Origin of the sequence: Pseudomonas fluorescens (genome assembly GCF_001902145.1) — a bacterium.
Lineage (GTDB): Bacteria > Pseudomonadota > Gammaproteobacteria > Pseudomonadales > Pseudomonadaceae > Aquipseudomonas > Aquipseudomonas fluorescens_BV.
On sequence record NZ_MRST01000017.1, the window covers coordinates 101135 to 112988 of the forward strand.

An 11854-nucleotide genomic window follows, 5' to 3' on the forward strand; every position below is an offset into this window, starting at 1 on the left:
GAGCAAGCCCGCTCCCACATTTAGGTCAGGAGGCGTCAGTTTGATAAGCGTCGTAACTGCGGCGCGTGCGCTCTATCTCTTCGACCAACCGGTCAATGCCCGCCAACCGCGCCCGGTTGTCATGATCCCAGGGATGAAAGCCCGGCTTGAAATAATGCAGCCACGGCCGGCACATCCGTGGAAACACCCCCTTGGGCCCATACAAGAATTTAACCATGCGCCATAACCCCTTCAGCGTGCCGCCCGAAGTGCGGTCGGCAATCAACAGGCGCACGTGAAAATCCAGCACCACCACCCAGAACAGCACGCTGGTGGTCAGCATGGTGCCGGTGCGAAGCAGGTAACGTGCCGGCCCCGGCTTGATCACCCTGTTCCACACATCGAACGCCACGGCTTTGTGTTCGGTTTCTTCCAGGGCGTGCCAGTACCACATCTGCTGGTAACCCTTGAGTGAGTCGCCAAAGCGCGAAGGGTCGCTCAGCAGGATTTCGGCGAGCATCGCGGTGTAGTGTTCCAGGGCGATGGTCACCGCCAGGTTGAACGACGGCGGCAGGTGTTTTTTCTGCAGGTCGAGGAAGAACTTCAAGCGTCGGTCAAGGCTGTGCGCCGGCAGGCCGGCCGCTTGCAGCAAGTCGTTGTAGGCCACGTGTTCCCGGCTGTGCATGGCCTCCTGGCCGATAAACCCCTGGACCTCTTTTTTCAGTTCGGCATCGTCGATCTGCCCACGGTAGTGGCGCACGCTGTCCATGAAGAACAGCTCACCCTGGGGAAACAGCAGCGACAAGGCATTGAAGAAATGGCTGACCACCGGCCCTTGTTCGTGCCAGTTCTTGATGCGTTCGGCAGGCAAGGCAAAACGGATATCGCGACGGATCGGCAACATGGTGCGTCCTCCTGTTCAGAGTCGAGGCTCGTCGTTGGTTTCAAACACCGGCGTGCGCGGCTTGGGCGCCATGCGCTTGCTGGCAAACACCACCAGCGCTTGATAGGCCGCCGGCAGGCAGCGGGCGAGCAGGTCGAGAAAATAGGCATCGCGGCCAATCAGCACGCGGCGCTTGTTTTTGCGTACGCCCTGCAAGATCACTTTGGCGGCCTGGTCGGCGTCGGTGATGAAGAGTTTTTCGAAATCGGCGCGGGCTTGTTGCTCGCTGTGGATGAGAAAGCCGGTCATGTTCGCGTCGATGCGGCTGCTGCGGCAGATATCGGTACGAATGCCGCCGGGGTGTACACAGGTGGCCGACACGCCGCAGCGTTGCAGGTCGAGTTCCTGGCGCAAGGCTTCGGTGAAACCGCGCACGGCGAACTTGGTGGCGTTGTAGCCGCTCATGCCGGGCTGGGCGAACAAGCCGAACACGCTGGACGTATTGATGATATGCCCGGCGCCGCTGGCCTTGAGGTACGGCAGGAATGCCTTGGTGCCATGCACCACCCCCCAGAAGTTGATGCCGACGATCCATTCCAGGTCGGCGTAATCCACCCCTTCGACGGTGCTCGACAGTGCCACCCCGGCATTATTGAAGACCAGGTTGACCTCGCCGTGCTCGGCCACGCAACGCGCCGCCCAATCGTGCATGGCCTGGCGGTCGGACACATCCAGCACTTGGGTGGTAACAGTGACGGGCGACAAGGTCGAGGCGCGGATCAGGGCCAGGGTGTGTTCCAGGCCCTGGCTGTTCTTGTCTGCCAGCGCCAGGTGACACCCTTCCCGCGCCAGCGCCAGGGCCAGTGCGCGGCCCATGCCGGAAGCCGCGCCGGTGATCGCCGCAACGCGGCCGTTGAATGACTTCATGACAGGCTGCCTTCTGTGGTGGGGTGGGGCGTTGCAACCGCTCGCGGCAGGGCGGGCGCCGGCGCCTGGCTGACGCTGTAGTCCTTGAGGGCAAAATGCCGGGTGACCTGCTTGAAGCGCCAGGTCGAGCCGGGCCACAGCGTGGTGTTCTTGCCGGTGCGCGGGTCGAGGTACCAGCTCTGGCAGCCGCCGGTATTCCAGATGGTGCGCTTGAGCTTGTCCTGCAACTGCTGGTTGTAGGTGTGCTCCACGGCAGGCTTGACCTCTACCGTGGTAAGGCGCTGGCGCTGCATGTGTTTCAGGGCGTCGAGGATGTACGCGACCTGGGCCTCGATCATCAGGATCATCGAGTTATGCCCCAGGCCGGTGTTGGGGCCGACGATCAGAAACAGGTTCGGGTAGCCCGGCACGGTGGTGCCTTTGTAGGCATGGGCGCCATCGCGCCAGGCGTCCATCAGGTCGATGCCGTCACGGCCGATGATGCAGCCACGGGGCAACGGGTCGCTGGCCTGGAAACCCGTGCCGAAGATCAGGCAATCGGCGGGGTGCTTGATACCGTCGGCGGTGATCACACCGTCGGCTTCGATGCGCAGCACGCTGTCGGTGACCACCTCGACATTGCTACGCGAGAGTGCCGGGTAGTAATCGTTGGAGATCAACACGCGCTTGCAGCCGATGGTGTAGTCCGGCGTCAGGGTTTTGCGCAGGGAAGGGCGGGCCACTTGTTTGCGCAGATGACGCAGGGCGATTTTCTGCACCATTTTCATCAGGCGTGGATGCAGGGCAAAGCCCACCACACGGCCTTCCAGCGCCCAGTAAAGCGCAGCGCGCACCAGCCTTTGGGTGAGCGGTACATGCTTGAACAACCAGCGTTCGAACGCTGAAATCGGCCGATCAGGCTTGGGCATGATCCACGGCGGTGTGCGCTGGAACAGGTCCAGGTGCGCTACCTGCGGGGCGATCTGTGGCACGAACTGGATAGCGCTGGCACCGGTGCCGATCACCGCCACGCGCTTGCCCTTCAAGGAATACTCGTGATCCCACTGCTGGGAGTGGAAGCGCTTGCCCCTGAAGCTGTCCAACCCTGGGATATCCGGCATTGCCGGGCGTGACAAACCCCCCATGCCCGACACCAGCACCCGTGCGCTGACGTGGCGGCCGTTAGTGAAGGTCAGTTGCCAGCGCTGCTGTTGTTCATCAAAGAGCGCCCGTTGCAGGCCCATGCCAAAGCGCAGGTAGGGCGCCAGCTCGAAGCGCTTGGCGCAGTCTTCCAGATAGGCGCGAATCTCCGGTTGCGCCGCGAACTGGCGCGTCCAGTTCGGGTTGGGCGCAAAGGAAAACGAATACACATGGGACTGCACGTCGCAGGCGCAACCTGGGTAGTGATTGTCGCGCCATGTACCGCCGAGGGTCTCGGCCTGTTCGGCAATAAAGAAGTCGGTGAGCCCGGCTTCCTTGAGTTTGATCGCCATGCACAGGCCCGCGAACCCGGAGCCAATGATGGCGATGTCGATTGAGTCACTGGGGGCATTCATAGGGCTGCCTCGTCAATAAAGCGCTTGGGCATCGGATGTGCTCCTGTTTTTGTTTTGTCTTTTAGATAGAACACCATTGCAAAGGAAAATTGAATTAATTATTTTAAAAAAGATTTTAAATAATCTACCTGAAAAATTTGCCTACGCTAGGGCCTTGTTGCGCATGAGCGATTTGTCCGACGGACGAACGTGGTATGCATGAAGTGTAGGTCCAGGGTGTGGACGATGGCTGAGGCCAGGCCAATTCCGGTCGGGTCGCCAGCAGCAGGGAAGCAGAGGACCGAGCTATGGCTGTGGAGTGGGTTGTCGCTGCAGGTGTGCTGGCGGGCGCCAGTGCTGCGTTGTGGGGCTTGAGTGCCTGGATGACGCGGCGCATTGAAGCGACCGTGCCGATCAACGGGCGTTTCGTCGAGGTGGACGGCGAGCGCTTTCATTATGTCGAAGAGGGCAAGGGCCCGCCGCTGGTGATGATCCACGGGCTGATGGGCAGTAGTCGCAACCTGACCTATGCCTTGTCCGGCCAGTTGCGTGAGCATTTTCGGGTCATCAGCCTCGACCGGCCGGGCTCAGGCTATTCCACCCGGCACAGCGGCACGCCGGCAGACTTGCCGGCCCAGGCGCGACAAATCGCGGCTTTCATCAAGACGCTGGATCTGGACAAACCGCTGGTACTGGGGCACTCCCTGGGCGGCGCGATTGCCCTGGCGCTGGCCCTCGACCATCCCCATGCCGTATCCGGGCTGGTGCTGGTTGCGCCCTTGACTCACCCCCAACGCATGCTGCCGCTGGTGTTCCTGTCTCTGGCCGTGCGCCCGGCCTGGCTGCGGCGCTGGGTGGCCCACACCTTGACCCTGCCCATCGGCCTGCTGACCAGAGACTCGGTGGTGAAGGGCGTATTTGCCCCCGACCCTGCGCCACCGGACTTCGCCACCCGTGGCGGCGGTTTGCTGGGCATGCGACCCGACAATTTCTACGCCGCGTCCACCGAGATCAACCGGGTCAACGACCACTTGCCGGAGATGGTCAAGCGCTACCCCCGACTGACCCTGCCCATCGGCCTGATCTACGGCGCGCAGGACAAGGTGCTCGACTTCCAGAAACACGGCCAGGCCCTTGCCAGCAAGGTGCCAGGGCTGAAAATGCAGGTGATCGAAGGCCGGGGGCATATGTTGCCGATCACCGCCACCGAGCGCGTGGCGGCGCTGGTGGAGCAGGTGGCCAAGCGGGCTCGCCCCGGCGAGAACGTCCGGCCACTAAACCCACCCGTCGCCCTGGCGAGCCAGTAACAATGCCACCTGACTGCGGCGCTGGCGTTGACGCCTGCCTCTGAGCACCTGACCAGGCGGCTGAAAAGAGACTGCTCGGTCACGGTAAAAAGGGCTGGAGAAACTAGTTGACGACCTAACGATTCCGCGCTATTTATTTAAAAAAATTATTTCAATGTGTAATTTGAAATTATTTTTGAAATGCCTAAGAGCGAATAAAATAATGAAAAAAACGCCTTTTATCGCATGGTTGATTTCTCGGAGCAGTCAGCGCTCCGTATACCTGTCGTCTGCCTCGTTGCCCACCGAATGCGTTCGGAGGCTGCCATGAACCAGACTCTGGCAGCCCCGCATGTCTGGGCCGACGGCAAACGCCACCTGTGGTGGCTGGGCATCATGCCGCTGGCGACGCCCTTGCTCTCGGGCGCCCTTGCCATCACCACAGGTGTGCAACAACTGTGGTGGGTGGGCGTACTGGTGATCTTCGGCTTGATCCCGCTGATTGACGGCCTGCTCGGCGAAGACGTCAGCAACCCGCCCGAATCTGCGGTCAGCCACCTTGAATCCCAACGCTACTACCGCTGGATCGTCTACACCGGCGTGCTGTTTGTGATTTCCTCGGTGGTCATCACCGGTTGGCTCGCTGCTGGCGGTATCGACTGGATCCTCAACGGCGGCCTGTTGCACGCCACGGCCACCCTGGAACCCTCGAATTGGCTGACCAAGACCGCCGCGTTCATCACCGACCGCACGCAGTTGCACGGTGAGATCAGTGGGTTGACGTATGTGGGCATGGCCATGTCCACCGGTGCCGCCACTGGCATTGCCATCAATACCGCCCATGAACTGGGGCACAAGCCCAAACCCCTGGAAGTGTTCCTGGCCAAGGTCACCCTGGCGCCGACCTTCTACGGCCACTTTTACACCGAACACAACCGTGGCCATCACGTACGGGTCGCCACCCCGGAAGACCCCGCCAGCTCGCGCCTCGGTGAAAGTTTCTGGGCATTCCTGCCGCGTTCGGTGTGGTTCAGCGCTGTGTCGGCCTGGAACCTGGAGCGCGAACGCCTGCGCAAACTCGGCCTGCCGACCCTGCACTGGAAGAACGCCGTACTCAGCGCCTGGATGTACAGCGTGGTGTTGTGGGGCGCGATGATTGCCTGGCTGGGGGCGGCGGTAATTCCGTTCCTGATTATCCAGGGCATCTACGGGTTCTCGTTGCTGGAAGTGGTGAACTACGTCGAACATTACGGCCTCAAGCGTCAGAAGTTGCCCAATGGCCGTTATGAACGCTGCTCACCGCGTCACTCGTGGAACAGTAATCGAATTGTCACCAATATCTTTCTGTTCCAGTTGCAGCGCCACTCCGATCACCATGCCAACCCCACGCGTAGTTATCAGTCGCTGCGTCACTTTGATGAATCACCGCAACTTCCGTATGGCTACGCCAGCATGATTGTCTGGGCGTATGTGCCGTACTTGTGGCGGCGTCGCATGGACCATCGGGTACTGAATCATTATGCCGGCGATATCAACCTGACCAATCTTCAGCCGTCAAAGCGCTTGAAGTACCTGGAGAAGTACAGCGGCACTGCCAAGCCATTTTGATACGTATCAAGCGGTAAGGGCGTACTCGGGATCTGTGTATCGCGCAGGTTCTGATCGCCCCCGGTAATGAAATGCAAGAACCTGGTTTGACCCTACAACAATAATTTCAAGGGAAGGACGTACACCATGCAAAGTTCTGCCAAGTTCACCGCCCATATCCTGTTGGCGGCCATGGGCCTGATTGCTTACCACCAGGCCCAGGCTGCGCGTATCGAACCCGCTGGCAGTGCCTTCACTGCCCAAGGGCCTATCAGCTTTTCCAAAGGCAAGCTCATCAGTGCCGACTGCACTATCAAGGTGGCTGGCAAGGTTGCAGCCGACGGTTCATCGGTGAATGTCGACAAAGTCGAGTTCGACGGTGGCCTCAAGTGCAGCCGTGTCGAAGCCATCAACTTGCCCTGGGTATTAATCGCCAAAGATACAAAAAGCGGCTCCATGTCGAAGATCAGCGTGGACGTGCATGCCTTTGGCCTGGGCGGCAAGTGTGGGCCGTCGACGGCCGACGGAACTTGGGATAACGCCACCGGCAAGTTGGAAGCCGCCGATGTTGCGATTGGCGAAGACTGCAAGATCAAGACGGTGTCGATCAAGATGCCGCCCAACTTCAAAGTTGTCGAATAACGCGTTCCGACGGATATAGCGGTAAATGCATTGAAATTTGGCTGGAAAGGGAAGTTCTGCAGTTTCACCGTGACCTCTCGATCATGGCCATTACCCCTGGCGAAAATGAATCGCCATAACATGTGAGGAAAAACAATGAAAAGCTTGAAAACCCTCGTTTGTGCAACTTCGTTTGCTCTGTGCTTTGGCGCGGCTTCAATGGCCAATGCGGCAACTATTGCGCCTGCCGGTCAGGGATTCACCACTGCGGGGTCCATCACGGTAACGTCGCCCGCTTCGTTGAACCTGCCGGTGACGTGCAACATCGTATTTACCGGCTCGGTCGCCGCCAACGGGGCGAGTGCCTCGATTACCGGCGCGCAGGTCAGCGGTTCCAACGCGCTCTGTGGTGTCCCTCAGTTGCTGGGCCTGCCATGGACATTGAACGTGGCAAGTGGCGGTCCTGATGCCTTCAACGGTACGGTTTCAGGTGTGAACTTCAAGATTCTCAACAACTGCTCAGCTTCGCCAGTGACCATCAATGTCGGCTTCAAAAACTCCACCAATACCCTGACCGTACCCAGCGCCCAAACGGTTGGCTCCTGCAAAATTACCGCTCTGACCGCTACCCCAAGCCCGGCTTTTACTGTCACTCCGTAAGTGACGTGAAGGGTTGACGTGATGATCACACGTTGAAAACACCAGTGCCTCGCAAGAGGCACTGGCTGCGGGAACCCAGGTCGGGAAAACCGATCCTGGAGGATAAAAACAATAAGGAGTGGAGCATGAATAATAAGAAACAGCAGGCACGCACGTTATTGAGCCTGGCGATTCTCGGCGGCCTGATCACGGCAACGGGACACGCACACGCCGGCGGTTTTTCGACGCCGACCTTTGGTGCTCCAGGATGGGGGCGTGCCTTCGGCGGTGGCTCACTGTTCCAGAATGATCCTTCCGCGGCTTACAACAACCCGGCCGGCATGGCGTTCATTGATCGCACGATCTCCCAATTTACCGTCGATTACGCTCGTATCAATGTCAAATACAAGGGGACGGCGAAGGATTACGCAGGCAACGCGCCTGTGGCCGTCGACCCAACGGATTTAAGCTCTACGCCGCGCACCGGTGATGGCGGGCAAGGCGGCTTTACCGCTTGGCTACCCACCGGCTTCATGGTGATACCGATCAACGACCGTTTTGCGTTCGGGCTCAGTCAAGTGGTGCCAATGGGCGCGCGCACGACCTGGGATGACGACTGGATCGGTCGCGACTTCGCCGTCGATACGCGCATTGAAACGGTAGGGGTTACAGGCTCCTTGTCGTTCAAGGTCAATGATGAGTTTTCGGTGGGGGCCGGCGCGATTGTCCAGCACACCAAAGGCTTTGTAAGCCAGAATCTGGACTTGTACTCCGCAGCGGCGTTGTCACCTGAAATCGGCATACCGTTCCCCTCCGGTGTGGGCTCATCGCTGATGCGGGTCAAGGTGGATAACACTTCGGTCGGCTGGTTTGCGGGCGTGGTCTGGAAACCCACCGAATTCGATACCCTGGGCTTGAATTATCACGCGAAGATCAAGAACAAACTGGAAGGCAAGTACAGCATTTATGCTGACGAGGCGAACAAGTCACTTATCGAAGGTGGCCTGCCAGCCCTGGCATACCCGGGTCTGGACCTCAACGTCAATGGTGCCAAGGCGTCAACGCAACTGGATGTGCCAGCCAACGCTTCCATCGACTGGGTCCACCAGTTCAACGATCGCCTCACGCTGGGCGCCAGCGTCACCTGGACCCAATGGTCCTCGTTCAAGGCGTTGACATTGAAGTCAGAGGGGACGCAGATCGTGTCGATTCCCTATAACTACAAGGACGCCTGGATGGTGTCGCTCGGCGGTGACTACAAATTCACCGACGACTTTACCTTCCGTGCTGGTGTCGCAACCGACCAGACGCCCACGCGCAATTCCACCCGTGACCCACGTATCCCAGACGGTGACCGGATTTTCGCCTCCCTGGGATTTGGCTACAACATTCGCGCTATTCCAGGTTTGAGTATCGACGGTGCCTACTCGCGGCAATTCGTTGAGAAAGCCAAGCTCAGAACCCACAACCAGGATCGCCTGGGTGGGGCCACGCTCGATGGAAAAGCCGATGCCAAAGGCGAAGTTGTCAGTCTTTCAGCGACTTACGCGTTCTGATCCAGTGCGAGCGCAAGAAGGGTTGAAGGCTGGAAACGGGGTCGCATAGGCGACCCTGATTGATCCTATCCACTCATGACGACTGAGGCGGGCCAGTTCAGCCGCTATTTTTTTCGTCTGAACATTAAATAAAAATTTCAAAACAAAATTTGAATTTGCGCTTTGAAGTTTGTAGTGTGGTTTTTAGCCGCAGTTCATTTCGAGCTGCCGACGCGTTTGCCACGCCCTGAATCAAGTAGAGGTATCCCCATGCTTATCTGGTTATTGGTGGGTCTCGCCGCCGCGATTGCCCTGGCGTATCGACAAGCCGCCGCCACCTTGTGGCTGGGCGCTGGCCTGGTCTGGTTGGCGGCGGGTTATCTGTTCAACGCGGTGGCCGTGCCGGGCGTTATCCTGGCGGCGGTGCTGGTGGTGCTGCCCGCCTTGGTGCTGGCGATCAAACCCCTGCGCCGCAAACTGTTGACCACCAAGGCTCTGGGCCTGTTTCGCACGATCATGCCGGCGATGTCCGATACCGAGCGTGCGGCCATCGAGTCCGGCACCGTGTGGTGGGATGCCGAGCTGTTCAGCGGCAAGCCCGACTGGCAGCGTCTGCTGCAAGCCGCGCCGGCCAGCCTGAGCGCGGAGGAGCAAGCCTTCCTCGACAACGAAGTCGAAACCCTGTGTGACATCGCCAACGACTGGGAAACCACGCAGGTCTGGCAGGACATGTCCCCCGAGGGCTGGCAGTACACCAAGGATGCCGGGTTCCTCGGCATGATCATTCCCAGGCAGTACGGCGGCAAAGGCTTCTCCCACTACGCCCATTCCCAAGTGGTGATGAAGCTGTCGACACGCTGCTCGGCGGCAGCCATTTCGGTGATGGTCCCCAACTCCCTGGGCCCGGCCGAGCTGCTGCTGCATTACGGCACCGACGCTCAGCGCAACTACTACCTGCCGCGCCTGGCACGGGGCGAGGACATTCCGTGTTTCGCCCTGACCAGCCCGTATGCCGGCTCGGATGCAGGCGCGATCCCCGACCTGGGCATTGTCTGCAAGGGCATGCATGAGGGCGAGGAAGTACTGGGTTTCAAAGTGACCTGGGACAAGCGCTATATCACTCTCGGCCCGATTGCCACGGTGCTGGGCCTGGCGTTCCGCGCCGAAGACCCGCAGGGTTTGCTTGGCGCACCGGGTTCCCTGGGCATTACCTGTGCGTTGATCCCCACCTCCCATCCAGGGGTAAACAGCGGCCGGCGTCACTGGCCGTTGAATGCGGTATTCCAGAACGGTCCTACCACTGGCAAGGATGTGTTCATTCCCTTGGAGTGGGTCATCGGTGGCCGCGAACAAATCGGCAACGGCTGGCGCATGTTGATGGAATGCCTGGCCGCAGGTCGGGCGATTTCCCTGCCTTCGGCCAACGTCGGCCTGGGTAAAGTGGCGGTGCGCGGTACCACAGCCTATGCGGCGATGCGCAAGCAATTCGGCCTGCCCATCGGCAAGTTCGAAGGCGTACAGGCGCCCCTGGCGCGTATGGCCGGGCATCTGTATGCCTGTGATGCGGTGCGCAAGGTGTCGGTGGCGTCCCTGGACGCTGGCGAGAAACCGTCGGTGATCTCGGCCATCGCCAAGTACCACGTCACAGAGCGGGCGCGCATCATCGTCAACGACGGCATGGACATCGTCGCCGGCAAAGGCATCTGCATGGGCCCCAATAACTTCCTCGCCCGTGCCTACCAGCAAAGTCCCATCGCCATCACGGTGGAGGGCGCGAACATCATGACCCGCTGCCTGATCATCTTTGGCCAGGGCTTGATTCGTTGCCATCCCTACGTGTTCCGCGAAATGGAAGCGGCGCACAACCCTGACCGACGCAAGGCCCTGGAAGACTTCGACAGCGCGATGTTCGGCCATGTGAGTTTTGTCGTGGCCAACACCGTACGCGCAGCGGTGCATGCCCTGACCGGCGGACGCCTGATTTCGGCGCCGGCCAAGACCGACCCGGCGCTGGCTGCCTACTACCGCCAGGCCAATCGACTGTCGGTGGTGCTGGCGCTGATCTCGGATATTTCCATGGGCGTGTTGGGCGGTGCCCTCAAGCGCAAGGAAAGTATCACCGGGCGCCTGGGGGATATGCTGTCGCAGCTGTACATCCTGTCTTGCGTGCTCAAGCGCTTCGAGGATGACGGCAGGCCCCAGGCGGACTTGCCGCTGGTGCACTGGGCGGCCCAGGACGCCTTGTTGCGCGCCCATGAAGCCTTGGCCGAAGTGCTCGACAACTACCCTTCAAAACCCGCAGCAGCAGTGGTGCGCACCTTGAGCTTTCCGTTTGGCATCCCGCTGCGCAAACCGTCGGACCGCCTGTTGGCGCAGGTGGCGGAGGTGGTGCAGACCCCTGGCGAGACCCGCGACCGTTTGCTGGCCAACTCCTACATCCCCCGTCCGGAAGTCGACAAGCTGGCCTACGGCGAATTGGGTTTCCGTTTGCTGCCCCAAGTGGAGCTGATCGAGGCGCGGCTCAAGCCCGCCATCAAGCAAGGTCTGCTCGGCCCGCTGCCGATTTCTGCCACGGCCTTCACCGACTGGCGCGTGAAAGCGCGGGCGCTGGATTTGATCAGCGACGACGAAGACGCCTTGCTGGCGCGCTATGTGGAATACGCCGACCACGGTATCCAGGTGGATGACTTCCCCCAGGACTTTGGTTTGCTGGAGGCTCTGCAGCAGCGTAAGCAGGCACTCGAGCCGGTGGCCAAACGGCGCAGCGTCCCGGTCAACTAAGAGAACCCGGTCCACAGGTGGGAACTGGCTTGCCTTAAATGCCAGGCAGAAGGCTTTTTGTAGGAGCGAGCTTGCTCGCGAAGAACTCACAGGCGCCGCGTT

9 protein-coding genes are annotated in these 11854 nt (G+C 60.1%); 6 read left to right on the forward strand and 3 right to left on the reverse strand.

What is annotated here, in order from left to right; translation table 11 throughout:
- Positions 1 to 25: 25 nt before the first annotated feature.
- The 3 genes from BUE92_RS04595 to BUE92_RS04605 are packed head-to-tail and all read right to left on the reverse strand — an operon-like array spanning position 26 to position 3324.
- The gene (locus tag BUE92_RS04595) at positions 26 to 883 is read right to left on the reverse strand and encodes a metal-dependent hydrolase (protein WP_073522163.1); all 858 of its coding nucleotides are present in this window, start codon (positions 881 to 883) and stop codon (positions 26 to 28) included.
- Positions 884 to 898: 15 nt separating this feature from the next.
- Positions 899 to 1789 (reverse strand): SDR family NAD(P)-dependent oxidoreductase, encoded by an 891-nt coding sequence (locus BUE92_RS04600; protein ID WP_073522164.1) that lies wholly within the window; start codon positions 1787 to 1789, stop codon positions 899 to 901.
- Positions 1786 to 3324 carry a flavin-containing monooxygenase gene (locus BUE92_RS04605; RefSeq protein ID WP_073522165.1) on the reverse strand — a complete coding sequence of 513 codons (1539 nt, stop codon included), beginning with the start codon at positions 3322 to 3324 and terminating at the stop codon, positions 1786 to 1788. Before BUE92_RS04605 ends, BUE92_RS04600 begins: the two co-directional genes overlap by 4 nt.
- A gap of 287 nt (positions 3325 to 3611) precedes the next feature.
- Here BUE92_RS04605 and BUE92_RS04610 point away from each other — a divergent pair, with 287 nt between their 5' ends.
- The 6 genes from BUE92_RS04610 (at position 3612) to BUE92_RS04635 (ending at position 11752) form a co-directional block, all read left to right on the forward strand.
- Positions 3612 to 4610, forward strand: a complete 999-nt coding sequence (locus BUE92_RS04610; protein WP_073522166.1) for an alpha/beta fold hydrolase — start codon at positions 3612 to 3614, stop codon at positions 4608 to 4610.
- 306 nt (positions 4611 to 4916) lie between these two features.
- The gene (locus BUE92_RS04615; RefSeq protein WP_073522167.1) at positions 4917 to 6197 is read left to right on the forward strand and encodes an alkane 1-monooxygenase; all 1281 of its coding nucleotides are present in this window, start codon (positions 4917 to 4919) and stop codon (positions 6195 to 6197) included.
- A 126-nt stretch (positions 6198 to 6323) separates the two neighbouring features.
- On the forward strand, positions 6324 to 6818 hold the full coding sequence (gene praA, locus BUE92_RS04620; protein WP_014718292.1) for an alkane oxidation protein activator PraA: 495 nt from the start codon (positions 6324 to 6326) through the stop codon (positions 6816 to 6818).
- A 135-nt stretch (positions 6819 to 6953) separates the two neighbouring features.
- Positions 6954 to 7457, forward strand: a complete 504-nt coding sequence (praB, locus tag BUE92_RS04625) for an alkane oxidation protein activator PraB (RefSeq protein WP_073522168.1) — start codon at positions 6954 to 6956, stop codon at positions 7455 to 7457.
- A gap of 125 nt (positions 7458 to 7582) precedes the next feature.
- Positions 7583 to 8992 carry an outer membrane protein transport protein gene (locus BUE92_RS04630; protein WP_073522169.1) on the forward strand — a complete coding sequence of 470 codons (1410 nt, stop codon included), beginning with the start codon at positions 7583 to 7585 and terminating at the stop codon, positions 8990 to 8992.
- 249 nt (positions 8993 to 9241) lie between these two features.
- Positions 9242 to 11752, forward strand: a complete 2511-nt coding sequence (locus BUE92_RS04635; protein WP_073522170.1) for an acyl-CoA dehydrogenase — start codon at positions 9242 to 9244, stop codon at positions 11750 to 11752.
- The last annotated feature ends 102 nt before the right edge of the window (positions 11753 to 11854 follow it).